Annotated in this window: 15 protein-coding genes; all 15 read left to right on the top strand. The window is 71.4% G+C overall.

The genetic code is table 11. The features are described from left to right. On the top strand, positions 1–1,944 hold the full coding sequence (locus AB0O15_RS20435) for a TIGR03960 family B12-binding radical SAM protein (protein ID WP_364320537.1): 1,944 nt from the start codon (positions 1–3) through the stop codon (positions 1,942–1,944). Position 1,945: 1 nt separating this feature from the next. Continuing rightward, entirely contained in the window at positions 1,946–2,725 is a 780-nt protein-coding gene (locus AB0O15_RS20440; RefSeq protein ID WP_364320539.1) for a TIGR03936 family radical SAM-associated protein, read from the top strand. A 132-nt stretch (positions 2,726–2,857) separates the two neighbouring features. Then, entirely contained in the window at positions 2,858–5,830 is a 2,973-nt protein-coding gene (locus tag AB0O15_RS20445) for an Rne/Rng family ribonuclease (RefSeq protein ID WP_364320541.1), read from the top strand. A 79-nt stretch (positions 5,831–5,909) separates the two neighbouring features. Beyond that, positions 5,910–6,407: a hypothetical protein gene (locus AB0O15_RS20450; RefSeq protein WP_364320543.1), complete on the top strand. Its 498-nt coding sequence runs from the start codon at positions 5,910–5,912 to the stop codon at positions 6,405–6,407. A 173-nt stretch (positions 6,408–6,580) separates the two neighbouring features. Next, the gene (rplU, locus tag AB0O15_RS20455; protein WP_364320545.1) at positions 6,581–6,895 is read left to right on the top strand and encodes a 50S ribosomal protein L21; all 315 of its coding nucleotides are present in this window, start codon (positions 6,581–6,583) and stop codon (positions 6,893–6,895) included. 11 nt (positions 6,896–6,906) lie between these two features. Continuing rightward, the gene (gene rpmA / locus AB0O15_RS20460; RefSeq protein ID WP_364320548.1) at positions 6,907–7,164 is read left to right on the top strand and encodes a 50S ribosomal protein L27; all 258 of its coding nucleotides are present in this window, start codon (positions 6,907–6,909) and stop codon (positions 7,162–7,164) included. A 71-nt stretch (positions 7,165–7,235) separates the two neighbouring features. Then, the gene (obgE, locus tag AB0O15_RS20465; protein ID WP_364320550.1) at positions 7,236–8,729 is read left to right on the top strand and encodes a GTPase ObgE; all 1,494 of its coding nucleotides are present in this window, start codon (positions 7,236–7,238) and stop codon (positions 8,727–8,729) included. A 56-nt stretch (positions 8,730–8,785) separates the two neighbouring features. Then, a complete protein-coding gene (locus AB0O15_RS20470; protein WP_364320551.1) occupies positions 8,786–9,226 on the top strand; it encodes a GNAT family N-acetyltransferase in 441 nt (146 codons plus the stop codon). Positions 9,227–9,347: 121 nt separating this feature from the next. Next, positions 9,348–11,846 carry an aminopeptidase N gene (pepN, locus tag AB0O15_RS20475; protein ID WP_364320553.1) on the top strand — a complete coding sequence of 833 codons (2,499 nt, stop codon included), beginning with the start codon at positions 9,348–9,350 and terminating at the stop codon, positions 11,844–11,846. 51 nt (positions 11,847–11,897) lie between these two features. Then, entirely contained in the window at positions 11,898–13,028 is a 1,131-nt protein-coding gene (locus AB0O15_RS20480) for an ATP-binding protein (RefSeq protein ID WP_364320555.1), read from the top strand. Between the two features lie 14 nt (positions 13,029–13,042). Next, a complete protein-coding gene (gene nadD, locus AB0O15_RS20485) occupies positions 13,043–13,651 on the top strand; it encodes a nicotinate-nucleotide adenylyltransferase (protein ID WP_364320557.1) in 609 nt (202 codons plus the stop codon). 41 nt (positions 13,652–13,692) lie between these two features. Continuing rightward, positions 13,693–14,091, top strand: a complete 399-nt coding sequence (gene rsfS / locus AB0O15_RS20490; RefSeq protein WP_364321278.1) for a ribosome silencing factor — start codon at positions 13,693–13,695, stop codon at positions 14,089–14,091. Beyond that, positions 14,088–14,720: a histidine phosphatase family protein gene (locus tag AB0O15_RS20495; RefSeq protein WP_364320558.1), complete on the top strand. Its 633-nt coding sequence runs from the start codon at positions 14,088–14,090 to the stop codon at positions 14,718–14,720. Before rsfS ends, AB0O15_RS20495 begins: the two co-directional genes overlap by 4 nt. A 137-nt stretch (positions 14,721–14,857) precedes the next feature. Beyond that, on the top strand, positions 14,858–15,286 hold the full coding sequence (locus tag AB0O15_RS20500; protein ID WP_364320560.1) for a hypothetical protein: 429 nt from the start codon (positions 14,858–14,860) through the stop codon (positions 15,284–15,286). 45 nt (positions 15,287–15,331) lie between these two features. Then, positions 15,332–16,177: a DegV family protein gene (locus AB0O15_RS20505; RefSeq protein ID WP_364320561.1), complete on the top strand. Its 846-nt coding sequence runs from the start codon at positions 15,332–15,334 to the stop codon at positions 16,175–16,177. Positions 16,178–16,273 lie beyond the last annotated feature (96 nt).

Below are 16,273 nucleotides of genomic sequence, written 5' to 3' on the forward strand. Positions count from 1 at the left end.
ATGAGCGTCGCTTCCGTCTTCCCCCAGCTCGAACTGCTGCTGCCCCGGGTCAGCAAGCCGATCCAGTACGTGGGTGGCGAGCTCGGCGCCGTCGTCAAGGACTGGGACTCCGCCAGCGTCCGCTGGGCGCTGATGTATCCCGACGCGTACGAGGTGGGCCTGCCCAACCAGGGCGTGCAGATCCTCTACGAGGTGCTCAACGAGCAGCCCGACGTGCTGGCCGAACGCACCTACGCGGTCTGGCCCGACCTCGAGGCGCTGATGAAGGAGAACGGCGTCCCGCAGTTCACCCTCGAGGCGCACCGCCCGGTTCACGCCTTCGACGTGCTGGGTGTCTCGTTCGCCACCGAGCTGGGCTACACCAACCTGCTCTCCGCGCTCGACCTCGCCCAGATCCCGATGCTGGCCGCCGACCGGGGCGACGAGTTCCCGATCGTGCTGGCCGGCGGGCACGCCAGCTTCAACCCCGAGCCGATCGCCGACTTCATCGACGCCGCCGTGCTGGGCGACGGTGAGGAAGCCGTGCTGGAGATCACCGGCATCATCCGGGAGTGGAAGGCCGAGGGCCGTCCCGGCGGGCGCGACGAGCTGCTGCTGCGTCTGGCGCGTACCGAGAGTATCTATGTCCCTCGCTTCTACGACGTCGACTACCTGCCCGACGGGCGGATCCAGCGCATCGTCCCCAACCGGCCGGACGTGCCGTTCCGGGTGCACAAGCGGACCACGATGGATCTCGACGCGTGGCCGTACCCGAAGAAGCCGCTGGTCCCGCTGGCCGAGACGGTCCACGAGCGGTACGCGGTGGAGATCTTCCGGGGCTGCACCCGCGGCTGCCGGTTCTGCCAGGCGGGCATGATCACCCGCCCGGTGCGTGAGCGCTCGATCAACACGGTGGGCCAGATGGTGAAAGAGGGCCTGGAGTTCTCCGGGTTCAACGAGGTGGGCCTGCTGTCGCTGTCCAGCGCCGACCACTCGGAGATCGGCGACATGTGCTCCGGCCTGGCCGAGCAGTACGCCGACACCAACGTCTCGCTGTCCCTGCCCTCGACCCGGGTCGACGCGTTCAACATCGACCTGGCCCAGGAGCTCTCCCGCAACGGGCGCCGCACCGGCCTCACCTTCGCCCCCGAGGGCGGCTCGGAGCGGATCCGCAAGGTCATCAACAAGATGGTGACCGAGGAGGACCTGATCCGGACGGTCGTCACGGCCTACTCCAACGGTTGGCGGCAGGTGAAGCTCTACTTCATGTGCGGCCTGCCCACCGAGACCGACGAAGACGTGCTGCAGATCGGCCGGATGGCCCACGAGGTGATCAAGGCCGGCCGGGCCGCCGCCGGCACCAAGGACATCCGCTGCACGGTCTCCATCGGCGGGTTCGTGCCCAAGCCGCACACCCCGTTCCAGTGGGCGAAGATGGAGCGGCCCGAGGTCATCGACGCTCGGCTCAAGATGCTCAAGCAGGAGATCAACTCGGACCGGTCGCTGGGCCGGGCGATCGGCTACCGCTACCACGACGGCGAGCCGTCGCTGATCGAGGGCCTGCTGTCCCGCGGCGACCGGCGGGTCGGCCAGGTGATCCGCCGGGTCTGGGAGAAGGGCGGCCGGTTCGACGGCTGGTCCGAGCACTTCTCGTACGCGCGGTGGGTCGAGGCCTGCGCCGAGGTGTTGCCCGCGTTCGGCGTCGACCTCGACTGGTTCACCACCCGCGAGCGCGAGCAGCTCGAGGTTCTGCCCTGGGACCACCTCGACTCCGGTCTCGACAAGGACTGGCTCTGGCAGGACTGGCAGGACTCCATGTCCGAGTACGAGCAGGACGACTGCCGCTGGACGCCCTGCTTCGACTGCGGCGTGTGCCCGTCCATGGACACCGAGATCCAGATCGGGCCCACCGGCAAGAAGCTGCTGCCGCTGACCCCGGTGAACAGCCTCCGGGTGCCGGTCTGAGATGGCGCCCAAGAACCAGCCCGCCGGCGGTCAGGCGCCGGTGGTCCAGCGGATCCGGATCCGGTACGCCAAGCGTGGCCCGTTGCGCTTCACCTCACACCGCGACTTCGCTCGTGCGTTCGAACGGGCGTTGCGGCGTGCGGCCGTACCCATCGCCTTCTCCCAGGGTTTCCACCCCCACCCCAAGATCTCGTACGCGAGCGCGGCGCCCACCGGCGTGGCCAGCGAGGCCGAATACCTGGAGATCGCCCTCCAGGCCCCGGTCGACCCGGCCGAGCTGCGGGTCGCGCTGGACGCGGCGCTGTCGCCCGGCCTGGACGTGCTCGACGCGGTGATCGCCCGTGAGGGGACCAGCCTGGCCGAGCGGATCGACGCGTCGCGGTGGCGCCTGGAGCTCCCGGGCGTGGCGACGGCCGACGCCGCGGACGCTCTGCAACGGTTCATGAGCGCTCCGGAAGTGCAGGTCGAGCGCATGACCAAGCAGGGCCGGCGGACCTTCGACGCGCGGGTGGCGGTGACTTCCGGCACCGTGATCGACGAACCTGGCGCACCTTCCGGGGAGGTCGCGTCGCCGTGTGCGATACTCGACCTTGTCGTACGGCAGGTCACGCCCGCCGTTCGACCCGATGACGTCCTGTCCGGTCTACGCGTGGTGGCCGGTCTGGAGCCGCCGGCGCCGCCTCGAGCGACCCGGCTGGCCCAGGGTTCACTCACCGCGCAGGGGAATTTCGTCGATCCGTTGGACGCGGATCGCGAGGACGTACCCATCGGAGGGCGTTAGCCGATTCGGCTGGCGTCCGTCGGAGACTTCGGTCGACTCGGCCGCCACCACGGCGGGCGGGCCCGAAAAACTTGCGGCGACCCTGCGTGGCAGCGCTCACACGCGCCCGGGGCCGCCAGAACTGGAGAGCCCATGCTCGATAACGAGCCTCAGGGTGGAAACGAGGGTGAGGTCACACCTCAGCCTGCCGAGGCCACCGAGAGCAACGCAGCCGTCACGCCCGTGAAGCGGACGAGGGCCCGGAAGAAGGCCGCCCCGGCGGCCGTGCCGCCGGAACCTCCCGCCGACGAGCCCGGCGCGGCCGTCGAGGCAGCCGCGACCGAGGCGCCGGCCCGCGTCCGCCGGACCAGGAAGAAGGCGTCGCCGGCCGTCTCCTCCTCGCCGGTCGACGAGGTGGCCGGGGTGCCGGCCGAGGCACCGGCCACGCCGGAGGCCGAGGTGTCGGAGGCCGAGGCGCCGCCCGCGGAGAAGCCGGTCAAGCGCACCCGGGCCCGGAAGAAGGCCGCGCCGCCGCCGGTCGAGGAGCCGGTGGCCGTCGTCGAGCCCGATGACGATGAAGACACCGCGATCGTCGTCCTCCCGCTGGAGGACGAGCTGGTCGAGGAGGACAAGCCGGCCCGGCCGCGGGCCGCCGCCGTGCCCGCCGCGGTGCTGTTCATCCCGCCCGACGCGCAGGTGGCGGAACTGCCCGCCCCGGCCCGTCGCAGCCGGAAGAAGGCCGTCCCGGCCGTCGTCGAGGCCGAGGTCCCGGAGCAGCCGGTGGCCGAGGACGAGCCGGTCGAGGAGGCGCCGCGCCGGAGCAGCCGTCGCCGTCGCCGCGGCGGGGCCGAGGAGGCGCCCGCCGAGACCGAGGCCCCCGCGGCCGCGGTCGTCGAGCTGCCCCCGCTGGACGAGATCGACGAGAGCGCGGACGACGTCGAGGACGAGGACTCCGCCGACGAGGGTGACGACGACGATGACTCGGCCGCCGGCCGCCGCCGTCGCCGCCGTGGCCGTCGTGGCCGGGGCCGGGGCAAGGGCCCGTCCGACGAGGGCGATGACGCCGAGCCCGCCGCGGCCGACGCCGGCGAGGCGGAGGCCGAGGGCGAGGACGACGAGGAGAGCGACGAGGGCGACGGGGTGACCCGCCGCCGCCGCCGGCGCCGGCGCAAGGGCTCCGGTGGCAGCGACGATTCGGGTGGCGTCGAGGACGGCGTGCACACCGTGGTGCGGGTCCGTGAGCCGCGCCGCAGCGACGAGGTGCAGGGCGTCTCCGGCTCGACCCGGCTCGAGGCCAAGCGCCAGCGCCGCCGGGACGGCCGCGAGCAGCGCCGGACCCGTCCGCCGATCCTCAGCGAGTCGGAGTTCCTGGCCCGCCGCGAGGCGGTCGACCGGGTGATGGTGGTGCGCCAGAAGCCCGACCGCACCCAGATCGCCGTGCTCGAGGACGGCGTCCTGGTCGAGCACTACGTGTCCCGGTCCACCTCCGGCACCATGGTCGGCAACGTGTACCTGGGCAAGGTCCAGAACGTGCTGCCCAGCATGGAGGCGGCGTTCGTGGACGTCGGCCGGGGCCGCAACGCGGTGCTCTACGCCGGCGAGGTCAACTGGGACGCCACCGGGCTGGAGGGTCGCGCCCGCTCGATCGAGCAGGCGATGCGCTCCGGCGACTCGGTGCTGGTCCAGGTGACCAAGGACCCGATCGGGCACAAGGGCGCCCGGCTGTCCAGCCACATCGCGCTGTCTGGCCGGCACCTGGTCTACGTGCCCAACGGCAACGCCTCCGGCATCAGCCGCAAGCTGCCGGACACCGAGCGCAAGCGGCTCCGCGACGTGCTGAAGAAGCTGGTGCCGGATGGCGCGGGCGTGATCGTGCGGACCGCGGCCGAGGGCGCCAGCGAGGACGAGTTGGCCCGCGACGTCAAGCGGCTGCAGGCGCAGTGGGAGGACATCCAGGCCAAGGCCGCGCAGGGGCACGCCCCGGCCGCCCTGTCCGAGGAGCCCGACCTGGTCATCCGGGTGGTCCGCGACCTCTTCAACGAGGACTTCAACGACCTCGTGGTCCAGGGCGACCAGGCCTACGGCGAGATCGAGAACTACCTGAACAGCGTCTCGCCCGACCTGGTCGAGCGGCTGCACCGGCACGCCGGCGTCTCCGACGTCTTCGCCGACAAGCGGATCGACGAGCAGATCCTCAAGGGCCTGGACCGCAAGGTCTTCCTGCCCTCGGGTGGCCACCTGGTGATCGACCGCACCGAGGCGATGACAGTGGTCGACGTCAACACCGGTAAGTACACCGGCGCGGGCGGCAACCTGGAGGAGACGGTTACCCGCAACAACCTGGAGGCGGCCGAGGAGATCGTGCGTCAGCTGCGGCTGCGCGACCTCGGCGGCATCGTGGTGATCGACTTCATCGACATGGTGCTGGAGAGCAACCGCGACCTGGTGCTGCGCCGGCTGACCGAGTGCCTGGGCCGTGACCGGACCAAGCACCAGGTCACCGAGATCACCTCGCTGGGCCTGGTGCAGATGACCCGCAAGCGGATCGGCGCGGGCCTGCTGGAGGCGTTCAGCGAGACCTGCGATCACTGCAAGGGCCGCGGGGTGATGATCCACACCGAGCCGGTGCCGGAGAAGCGCTCGTCCGGCGCGGTGAACCAGGTGAAGTCGGTGGCCGCGGCGACCACGCCGGCCACGCCGACCAAGTCGTCGTCCCGGCGGCGGGGCCGGAACACCGAGCCGGCGCCGGTGGAAGAGCCGGTGGCCGAGCTCGTGGTCATCGACGAGCCGGACGACGAGCCGCTGGAGTTCGAGGTCGCGGTCGAGGCGGACGAGCCGGTGGCGCCGGTCGCTCCGGTCGCGCCGGCGGCTCCGGTCACCGGGTCGGGCATCATCGGCTCCAAGAAGGTGCTGACCACCAGCGACAACGACGACGACTACGACATGAGCGGGTACGACCTGTCCCGTTTCGAGTCGAACGGCTCGGCGGCGCCGCTGGCCGGTTCCGACGACCCGGACGCCGCGGGTGACGAGGACGAGGACGAGGACGATGAGCCGGTGGGCGCCGGCGCCGGTGGCCGGCGACGGTCGCGGCGCGGGGGAACCCGGCGGCGTACCCGCCCCTGATCGATCCGGGGATGGCGGTTCGGTAAAGAAAGTTAACTGCCGAGCCGCCATCGCCATCGACGTCGGTTACTCTCTCCCGATGCGACGCCTGCTACTCCTGCTCCCGCTGCTGTTCAGCCTGCCGATCGCCGCGTGTTCGTCGTCGCCCGACGCCGCCGCGACGACGGCGACCCCGGGCGCGATCCCGCCGCCGGCCACCGCGGCCGCCCCCAGCGGCGCCCCGGCCAAGGCGGCCGGGGGTGACGCCGCGCTGTCGAAGGACACCAAGGCCATCTGCACCCAGGCCGACAAGGTGACCGCCCAGTTCGGCGCGACCTTCACGCGGGACCTGAAGGTGCTCACCGGGGCCACCGACGCCGTCAAGGCCGAGGTCGAGCAGAAGACCAAGCGTGACGTGCAGAACTTCTCGTTCGTCCTGAAGGACCTCTCCACCCTGGCCGGCGACGCCGGGCTGAAGAAGGCCCTGGGCGAGATGAGCACCGAGGTCAAGGCGCTCAACGGCGACGTGCGCAAGCTGGACGCCGACAAGCTGGGAGAGCTCAGCGGAACGCTGGACAAGGCCTGCGGGCGGGGCTGACCCCGGTTTGGGCTCTGCCGCCTCGATGAAGTAGGCTTATCAACGGCGCTTTTCCAGGCGCCCTCTTCCTGTGCGGCCCTTGGGGCCGAGCGTTAGACGAGCACGGTAAGACGAGCACCATCCGCCAAGCAGCGCAATCGTGGGCTGCGTAAGTGTCAGGGAGTCCGCGTCCGATGTACGCGATCGTCAAGACCGGCGGCAAGCAGTACAAGGTTGCCGAGGGCGACGTGATCGAGGTCGAGAAGCTTGCTGGTGCTCCCGGCGACTCGCTGACGCTCGCTCCGCTCCTCCTCGTCGACGGTGACGATCTGGTGACCGATGCGGCCAAGCTTGCCAAGGTGACGGTGTCCGGCGAGATCGCCGAGCACACCAAGGGTCCGAAGATCCGGATCCACAAGTTCAAGAACAAGACCGGCTACCACAAGCGCCAGGGTCACCGTCAGCCGCTGACCCGCGTCAAGGTCACCGGCATCTCCACCGGGAAGTAGGGGGCGCAGTCATGGCTCACAAAAAGGGTGCTTCCAGCTCGCGGAACGGTCGCGACTCCGCCGCCCAGCGGCTCGGTGTCAAGCGTTTCGGCGGCCAGCTGGTCAACGCGGGCGAGATCCTGATCCGCCAGCGCGGCACGAAGTTCCACCCGGGCGACCTGGTCGGCCGGGGCGGCGACGACACGCTGTTCGCCCTCGCGCAGGGCAACGTGTTGTTCGGCACCAAGCGTGGCCGCAAGACGGTCAGCATCGTGCCGGTCGCGCAGTAACTTCTTTTTTCCGGCGGGCCGCGGACCTCAGGGTCCCGCGGCCCGTTTGTGTTTTCGGGCAGGAGACAACAGTGACCACCTTCGTCGACCGCGTCGTCCTTCATCTGCAGGCAGGTGACGGCGGGCACGGCTGCGTGTCCGTGAAGCGGGAGAAGTTCAAGCCGCTCGGCGGCCCGGACGGCGGCGACGGCGGCCACGGCGGCGGCATCACGCTCGAGGTCGACCCGCAGCAGCACACCCTGCTCGACTTCCACTTCCGGCCGCACGTCAAGGCGACCAACGGCGCCGGCGGGGCGGGCGCCAACCGGGACGGCGCGAACGGCGCCGACCTGGTGCTCAAGGTGCCGGACGGCACGGTCGTGATGACCACCGAGGGCGAGGTGCTGGCCGACCTGATCGGGGCGGACGCCTCCTTCGAGGTGGCCCGCGGCGGTCGCGGCGGTCGCGGCAACCACTCGCTGGCCAACACCCGGCGCAAGGTGCCGGGTTTCGCCGAGCTGGGCGAGCCGGGCGACCAGCTCGACGTGGTGCTCGAGCTGAAGAGCGTCGCCGACGTCGGCCTGGTCGGCTTCCCGTCGGCCGGCAAGTCGTCGCTGATCTCGGTGATCTCGGCGGCCAAGCCCAAGATCGCCGACTACCCGTTCACCACCCTGGTGCCCAACCTGGGCGTGGTGCAGGCCGGCGAGGAGACCTTCACGGTCGCCGACGTGCCCGGCCTGATCCCGGGCGCGGCCACCGGCAAGGGCCTGGGCATGCAGTTCCTGCGGCACATCGAGCGGACCTCGGTGCTGCTCCACGTGCTCGACTCGGCGGCGCCGGAGATCGAGCGCGACCCGCTGGCCGATCTGGACGCGATCGAGGCCGAGCTGGCCGCGTACGGCGGACTGGAGGACCGGCCGCGGATGGTCGTCCTCAACAAGATCGACATCCCGGACGGGCGGGACCTGGCCGAGATGGTCAAGCCCGACCTGGAGGCGCGCGGCTACCAGGTGTTCATGGTGAGCGCGGTGACCCGCGAGGGCCTCAAGGAACTGATCTTCGCGCTGGCCCGGGCGGTCGACGAGCACCGGCTGGCCGCGCCGCCGGCCGAGCCGTCCCGGACCGTGGTGCGGCCGCGCGCGGTCGACGAGAAGGGCTTCACCGTCGAGCAGGACGGCGAAGGCGTGTGGGTCGTCCGCGGCGTCCAGGTCGAGCGCTGGATCCGGCAGACCAACTTCGACAACGACGAGGCCGTGGGCTACCTGGCCGACCGGCTGGATCGCCTCGGGGTGGAGGCCACCCTGGCCAAGAAGGGCGCGCAGCCGGGCGACCCGGTGCGGATCGGCGCCCAGGAGTTCGACTACCAGCCCGCCGCCAGCGCCTACGTCCAGGGCCCGCGTGGCACCGACTCCCGGCTGGAGGACGAGAACCACCGGCCCAGCGCCGCCCAGCGCCTGGCCGCCCGCAAGGCACGCCGGATGCGCTCGGACGACGAGCTGCTGCACATGTCCGACGACGGCACGATCACCACGGTGGCCAACGCGACCCGACCGGTCCTGGTGGAGGGCGACGACACCGAGGGATAGATTCCCGGCCAGCTGGGCGCAACCCTGGCGAAACGGACGACGACTAGGCTTCGAGCGTGCAGATCCAGGCGCGCGAGGCGCTCGACCCCGAAGTCGCCGCCCTGGTCACGGCGCAGCAGCGAGAGCTGGCCGAGTCCGGCGACGAGCTCGTCTACCCGGCCCCTGACGTCCATTACCTGGTCGCGCTGATCGGCGGCCGGGCCGTCGCCTGCGGTGGCTGGCAGCCCCTGGAGGAGGGGGTGGCCGAGCTGAAGCGGATGTTCGTGCGGCCGTCCTACCGCGGTCAGGGCATCGCCCGGGCACTGGTCGTGGCGCTCGAGGAAGAGGCGCTGGCGGCCGGCCACACCACGGTGCGGCTGGAGACCGGCGTCTACCTCACCGGCGCGATCGCGCTCTACCGCTCGGCGGGTTACCGGCCCATCCCGGTGTACGGGGAGTACGTCGGCAACCCGCTCAGCGTGTGCTTCGAGAAGCGCCTTCCGGCGTTGGTTCAATAGGCGTAGAGGCCCATGGCCGACCGGGCGCGGCGGCCAGGATGTCAGCACGTTGGTGACGCCGTGCTGTCGACACGCGCGCGAGACGAGGATATCCCGGACTTTCTACCGGCATGATTGGCGTATGCCCAGCCTGACCCGTGCCGAGGCCGCCGATCGGGCCGCGACGATCGAAGTCGAGTCGTACGAGATCGACCTGGATCTGACCGATCCGGCCGGCTCGTTCCTGTCCCGGACCGTGGTGCGGTTCGCCGCGACCCCGGGTGGCTCGACCTTCGCCGACCTGGAGCCGGCCGAGCTGATCTCGGTCACCCTGAACGGCGCCGACGTCGACCCGGCCGGCCTGGCCGACAAGCGGCTGCCGCTGGCCGGGCTGGCCGCCGCCAACGAGCTGGTGGTCGAGGCGCGGATGCGGTTCGCCAACGACGCCGAGGGGCTGCACCGCTACGTCGACCCGGGCGACAAGCGCACCTATCTCTACGCCAACCTGTTCCTGGACGGCGCCCGCAAGGTGTTCGCCTGCTTCGACCAGCCCGACCTGAAGGCGCCGTACACGCTGCGGGTGGCCGCCGCGCCCGAGTGGGAGGTGGCCGCCAACGGCCGGGTCGCCTCGGCCGGGGACGGGCGCTGGGAGTTCGCGCCGACCGCGCCGCTGGCCACCTACTTCGTGTCGCTGCTGGCCGGGCCGTACCACGTGGTGCGCGACGAGCACGGTGACGTGCCGCTGGCCGTCTACGGCCGGCAGTCGCTGGGCGCGCACCTGGACGAGCAGGCGCCCGAGCTGTTCGAGATCACCAAGCAGTGCCTCGACCGGTACGCCGAGATCTTCGAGATCCCGTACCCGTTCGGGCACTACCAGCAGGCCTTCGTTCCCGAGTTCAACGCTGGAGCGATGGAGAACCCGGGACTGGTGACGTTCCGGGACGAGTTCATCTTCCAGTCGGCGGTGACCGACAGCGAACGGCAGATGCGGGCCGCCGTGATCGCGCACGAGATGGCCCACATGTGGTTCGGCGACCTGGTCACCATGAGCTGGTGGGACGACCTGTGGCTGAACGAGTCGTTCGCCGAGCACATGGGATATCGGATCACCGCCGAGGCGACCCGCTTCACCAGCGCGTGGACCAGTTTCGCGGTCGCCCGCAAGTCCTGGGGCCTGCGCGCCGACCAGCTCCCGTCGACCCATCCGGTGGCGCCGGCCCGGGTCGACGACACCGAGCTGGCGCTGCTCAACTTCGACGGCATCTCGTACGCCAAGGGCGCGTGCGTGCTCAAGCAGCTCGTCGCCTTCCTCGGTGACGACGTCTTCTTCGCCGGGGTCAACGAGCACTTCGCCGCGCACCAGTTCGGCAACGCCACGCTGGCCGACCTGCTCGGCACGCTGACCAAGGTGAGCGGCCGCGACCTGACCGGCTGGGCCGAGGCCTGGCTGCGGACGGCCGAGGTGAACACGCTGCGCACCGAGGTGACGCTGGCCGAGGACGGCACCTACGCCGAGGTGGCGGTGGTGCAGACCGCGCACGAGAAGTACCCGGTGCTGCGCCCGCACCGGATCGGGATGGGCGTGTTCGACCACCGGGCCGACGCCACCGTGACCCGCCGCCGGCTGATCGAGGTGGACATCCCGGCCGGCGCCGCGCGGACTGTGCTGCCCGAGCTGACCGGAACCCCGGCCGCCGACCTGCTGCTGCTCAACGACGGGGACCTGGCCTTCGCCAAGATCCGCCTGGACGACGCCTCGCTGGCCGCCGTGCCGATGCTCCTGCCACTGCTCGGCGACTCGCTGGCCCGCGCGGTGATCTGGGGCGCCGTCATCGACGCCGCGCGGGACGCCGAGCGGCCGGTGGCCGAGCTGGTCACCCTGGTGATGGCCGCGCTGCCGATGGAGACCGAGGTGGTGGTCATCGAGGACGTGCTCGCGATGACCCGCCGGCTGGTCGACCGCTACTCCACCCCGGAGACCCGCCCGGCCGCGCTGGAGCTGATGGCCCAGGCCTGTGACCGGCTGCTGACCGTCGCCGAGCCGGCCGGGTCGCGGCAGCTCGCCGCGGCCCGGATGCTGATCGCGTCGACCGTGGACACCGGGCGGATCCGGGGCTGGCTGAACGACGAGGGTGTGCCCGAGGGCCTGGCCGTCGACGCCGAGGTGCGCTGGTACATCCTCTACCGGCTGGTGAAGCTGGGCGCCGCCACCGAGGCGGAGATCGAGGCCGAGTTCGCCCGGGACCGCACGGCCACCGGCGAGCGGTTCGCGATGCGCTGCCGGGCCGCGCTGCCCACCCCCGAGGCGAAGGCCGCCGCGTGGCGGCGGATCGTCGACCCGGGCACCTCGGCGCGGATGGCCGAGGCGGCGGCGCTGGGCTTCTGGCAGCCCGAGCAGGCCGCGCTGACCGACGCGTACGTGGCCCGCTACTTCACCGAGATGCCGGAACTGTTCAAGGAGCGGGGCGGGTCCGGGGCCGAGCTGATCGGGACCGCGCTCTATCCGTCGCTGGCCGTGGCCGAGTCGACCCGCGCCCTGGCGGCCGGCCTGCTCGCCCGGCCCGACGTGAACGCCACGCTGCGGCGCACGGTGATCGACCAGGACGACGACATGCGCAAGGCACTACTGGCGCGTCGTTGATGAGCGTGTCTGGGTTTGCGCCCAGTTTCAACCCGTAAGCTGGCATTTGTGGTGAATGAGCGGGCGGAGCGCCTGGAGAGCCTTGGCCGGCTGGCCGGTGGTATCGCGCACGACTTCAACAACCTGCTCGGCGTGATCCTCAACTACGCGCACTTCGTGATCGAGGAGGCGTCCTCGGACAAGCCCGACCTGGCCGCGATCGCCGACGACGCGCGGCAGGTGGTCCGGGCCGGCGAGCGCGGCACCGACCTCACGCACAAGCTGCTGGCCTTCGCCCGCCGCGAGGTGGCCCGCCCGCGGGTCGTCGACTTCAACGAGGTGGTCACCGGCCTCGACGAAGCCGTGCGGGCCGAGATCAACGACCGGATCAGCCTGACCGTACGCCCGGGGCCGGATCTGCCCCCGGTGACCTGCGACCCCGGCCAGATCGAGCAGATGCTCGCCAGCCTGGCCGCGAATGCCCGCGACGCCATGCCCGACGGGGGCGAGCTGGTGATCGACACCGCGTACCAGCGGATCGGCGCCGGGCATCGCGAGCTGACCCCCGGCGAGTACGTGCGGCTCCGGGTCAGCGACTCCGGCGAGGGCATGCCGCCGGACGTGGCCGAGCGCGCGTTCGAGCCGTTCTTCAGCACCAAGAGCGGCAACACCGGGCTCGGGCTGGCCACCGTCTACGGCCTCGCCGGCCAGTCCGGCGGCGCGGTGTCGCTGACCTCAGAGCCGGGGGTCGGCACCACGGTCACCGTGCTGCTGCCGGTCGGCTCCTCCTCGCCGGTGGATCCGCTGGCCGCCGCCCAGCCACCGAGCGACGGGCACGGCGAGACGCTGCTGGTGGTCGAGGACGAGGCGGCGCTGCGCGACGTGGCCGGGCGGATCCTCTCCGGCGCCGGGTACCGGGTGCTCACCGCCGACGGCGGCCGGCAGGCGCTGGAACTGGCCGCGCTCCACGAGGGCAAGATCGACCTGCTGGTCAGCGACGTGGTGATGCCCGGGATGCTGGGCAACGAGCTGGCCGAGCGGCTGACCGACGTGCGGCCCGGCACCCGGGTGCTGTTCATGTCCGGGTACGCCCAGCCGGTGCTCGCCTCGCAGGGGACGCTCGCGCCCGGGGTAGCGCTGCTGGAGAAGCCCTTCACGGCCAGTGATCTGCTCAGTGCCGTACGCAAGCGTCTCGATGGTTGATCTATTCTTCGTCGATGGGCGGCAAGCGCGTTGGGATCATGGGTGGCACGTTCGACCCGATCCACAACGGTCACCTCGTCGCGGCGAGTGAGGTGGCCGGCCGGTTCCACCTCGACGAGGTGGTGTTCGTGCCGACCGGCGAGCCGTGGCAGAAACCGCGCGGGGTCACACCGGCCGAGGACCGCTACCTGATGACGGTCATCGCCACCGCCTCGAACCCGCAGTTCCAGGTCAGCCGGGCCGACATCGACCGGAGCGGGCCGACCTACACCGTCGACACGCTGCGCGACCTGCGGGCCCTGCACGGGCCGGACGCCGAGCTGTTCTTCATCACCGGCGCCGACGCGCTGGCCAAGATCCTCTCCTGGAAGGACGCGCTCGAGGTCTTCTCGCTGGCGCACTTCATCGGGGTGACCCGGCCCGGCTTCGAACTGACCGACGAACACCTCCCCGCCGACACGGTCACGCTGGTCGAGGTGCCCGCGATGGCCATCTCATCGAGTGACTGCCGCACGCGGGTCGCCGCCGGGAAACCGGTGTGGTACCTGGTGCCGGATGGTGTCGTGCAATACATCGCCAAGCGCGGCCTGTATCGCGACTCGGGGAATGTCACCCCTGTGTGAGACGCTTGAGTCTCGAAGGACCTTAGTCAGAGGGGATGCTCTTGCCCGTCACCGAACGCGCTCTGGAACTCGCCATGGCGGCCGCCCAGGCCGCAGCGGACAAGAAGGCGCAAGACATCGTCATCATCGACGTGGGCGACCAGCTCGCCATCACCGACGCTTTCGTGATCGCTTCCGCCTCCAACGAACGACAGGTCGCCGCGATCGTCGACGCCGTCGAAGAGGTTCTGCTCGCGCTCCCCGAGAAGGCGAAGCCGGTTCGCCGCGAGGGCGAGCGTCAGGGCCGCTGGGTGCTTCTCGACTTCATCGACATCGTCGTCCACATCCAGCATGCCGAGGAACGCGAGTTCTACGCCCTCGACAAACTGTGGAAAGACTGCCCCAGCCTGGAGTTCGTCGACCGCGACATGGCCGACGCCGAAGCCACCGGCGCGGCGTGACGCGGCTCATCGTCTGGCGCCACGGCAACACCGACTGGAACGCGAAGCACCGGGTCCAGGGTCAGACCGACGTGTCCCTGAACGAGCTGGGCCATCAGCAGGCTGTCGAGGCGGCGGCGCTGCTGGTCCGGTTCAAACCCGGCGCCATCGTCTCCAGCGACCTGCGCCGGGCCGCCGACACGGCCGCCGCGCTGTCCGCGGTGACCGGGCTCGAGGTCTCGACCGACGAACGGCTCCGCGAGCGCTACTTCGGGCTCTGGGAAGGTCTGACGATGACCGAGGTCGCCGAGCGGCGGCCCGACGAGTACGCCCGCTGGACCCGCGGTGAGGACGTCATCGGCGGCGACGTCGAGACCCTCGACGACCTGGGTAAACGGGTGGGTTCGGCGCTGATCGACGCGGCCGGGCTGGTCCCCTCCGGCGGCACCGTGGTGGTGGCCACCCACGGGGCCGGCGCCCGCTCCGGCCTCGGGCACCTGCTGGGCTGGCCGCGCGAGCAGCTCCGCACGTGGCGGGCCCTGCAGAACTGCCACTGGGTCGAGCTGACCCACGACACGTCCCGGGGCTGGCAGCTGGCCGCGTACAACGTCGGGGTCTTCTCCGACCGGCCCGTCCCGCCGCCGGTCTGAGTCGTCCGGTCCCGTCCCGGGCCCGCCTGGGTCGCCCGGCCTGTTCCGTGGCCTGGCCTGGGTCGCCCGGCCTGTTCCATGGCCCGGCTGAGTCGTTGCGCCAGGAACCGATCTCGGTGCCGTAGCGTCTCATCCCGATGAAGATCACCCGACCTCTCGTCCTGATCGCGGTCGTGGCGGCCCTGGCCACCGCCGGGTGTGCGCGCTCGACCGACACCGGTGGTCAGCCGCCGGCCGCCTCCCCCGGTGGTCAGCCGCCGGCCGCGTCGTCGGCGTCGCCCGGTCTGCCGGAATCCTCCGACCTGCCGGCGCCCAGCAAGGGCGGCGATCCGGGGGACACCGGCGCCCAGACCATCACCGGCAAGGTCTCCGCCGGCGTGGAACCGAACTGCCTGGTACTGACCGGCGGCGGAAAGAGCCACCTGCTGATCTTCGACGACGCCGCGCTGAAGGCCGAGGCGAAGGAAGGCGCCACCGTGGTCGTCACCGGCCGGGCCGACCCGAGCCTGATGACCACCTGCCAGCAGGGCACGCCGTTCCTCGTCACGGCCGTCCGGCCCGGCTGAGGCTCTCTCCGCGCCGACCCGCCCGTCATCAGCTACGGTGCCCGCATGACCGTCGCGGTCGTCACCGACTCCACCGCCTACCTGCCCGCCGAGCTGGGCGGCACGTATGACCTGACCGTCGTGCCCCTGACCGTGGTGATCAACGGCGATTCCGGTCTCGAGGGCAGCGAGATCACCCCCGCCGAGGTGGCCCGCGCCCTGAACGCCCGGCGCTCCGAGGTGAGCACGTCCCGGCCGGCGCCGGCCCAGTTCGCCGAGGCGTACCGCAAGCTGCTGGCGGCCGGCGCCGACGGCGTGGTCTCGATCCACCTCTCGGCGCAGCTGTCCGGCACCTACGACGCGGCCCGGCTGGCCGCGGCCGAGGTGGGCGACCGGGTGCGGGTGGTCGACAGCCAGACCACCGGCATGGGCCTGGGCTTCGTGGCGCTGGGCGCGGCGACGGCCGCCCGGGCCGGCGGATCGCTGGACGCGGTACGCCAGGTCGCGGTCGACGAAACCGCCCGCACGAGCACCCTCTTCTACGTCGACTCGCTGGAGTTCCTCCGCCGGGGCGGCCGCATCAACGCCGCCGAGGCCCTGGTCGGCACCGCCCTCTCGGTGAAGCCGATCCTGCACGTCGTCGAGGGCGCGATCGTCATGCGCGACCGGGTCCGGACGGCCGGTCGTGCCCTGGCCAAGCTCGTCGACCTGGCGGTGGACGCCTCGGGCCCGGGCGAGGTCGACATCGCCGTGCACCACCTCGGCCGGCCCGACCGGGCCGCCGCCCTGGCCGACGCGGTGTCGATGCGGCTCGGCGACCGGCTGCGCGACTGCTACATCGCCGAGATCGGCGCGGTGGTCGCCGCGCACGTCGGCCCCGGCGTGGCCGGCGTGGTGGTGCATCGCCGCTGACGCCCTTTGGTCTGAGCACACCCGTGCGTCGGGCTGCTCTCTCTTCGCTCTGAGCACACCCGTGTATCGGGCTGCTCTCTTTGCTCTGAGCACGCC

It is taken from the genome of Actinoplanes sp. NPDC089786, assembly GCF_040684855.1.
GTDB lineage: Bacteria > Actinomycetota > Actinomycetes > Mycobacteriales > Micromonosporaceae > Actinoplanes.

What these genes read in the sequence shown, in the direction of transcription:
- AB0O15_RS20435 (WP_364320537.1), top strand. Translation starts at nt 1, where the DNA reads ATGAGCGTCGCTTCCGTCTTCCCCCAGCTCGAACTGCTGCTGCCCCGG.
- AB0O15_RS20440 (WP_364320539.1), top strand. Translation starts at nt 1,946, where the DNA reads ATGGCGCCCAAGAACCAGCCCGCCGGCGGTCAGGCGCCGGTGGTCCAG.
- AB0O15_RS20445 (WP_364320541.1), top strand. Translation starts at nt 2,858, where the DNA reads ATGCTCGATAACGAGCCTCAGGGTGGAAACGAGGGTGAGGTCACACCT.
- AB0O15_RS20450 (WP_364320543.1), top strand. Translation starts at nt 5,910, where the DNA reads ATGCGACGCCTGCTACTCCTGCTCCCGCTGCTGTTCAGCCTGCCGATC.
- rplU (WP_364320545.1), top strand. Translation starts at nt 6,581, where the DNA reads ATGTACGCGATCGTCAAGACCGGCGGCAAGCAGTACAAGGTTGCCGAG.
- rpmA (WP_364320548.1), top strand. Translation starts at nt 6,907, where the DNA reads ATGGCTCACAAAAAGGGTGCTTCCAGCTCGCGGAACGGTCGCGACTCC.
- pepN (WP_364320553.1), top strand. Translation starts at nt 9,348, where the DNA reads ATGCCCAGCCTGACCCGTGCCGAGGCCGCCGATCGGGCCGCGACGATC.
- nadD (WP_364320557.1), top strand. Translation starts at nt 13,043, where the DNA reads ATGGGCGGCAAGCGCGTTGGGATCATGGGTGGCACGTTCGACCCGATC.
- AB0O15_RS20500 (WP_364320560.1), top strand. Translation starts at nt 14,858, where the DNA reads ATGAAGATCACCCGACCTCTCGTCCTGATCGCGGTCGTGGCGGCCCTG.
- AB0O15_RS20505 (WP_364320561.1), top strand. Translation starts at nt 15,332, where the DNA reads ATGACCGTCGCGGTCGTCACCGACTCCACCGCCTACCTGCCCGCCGAG.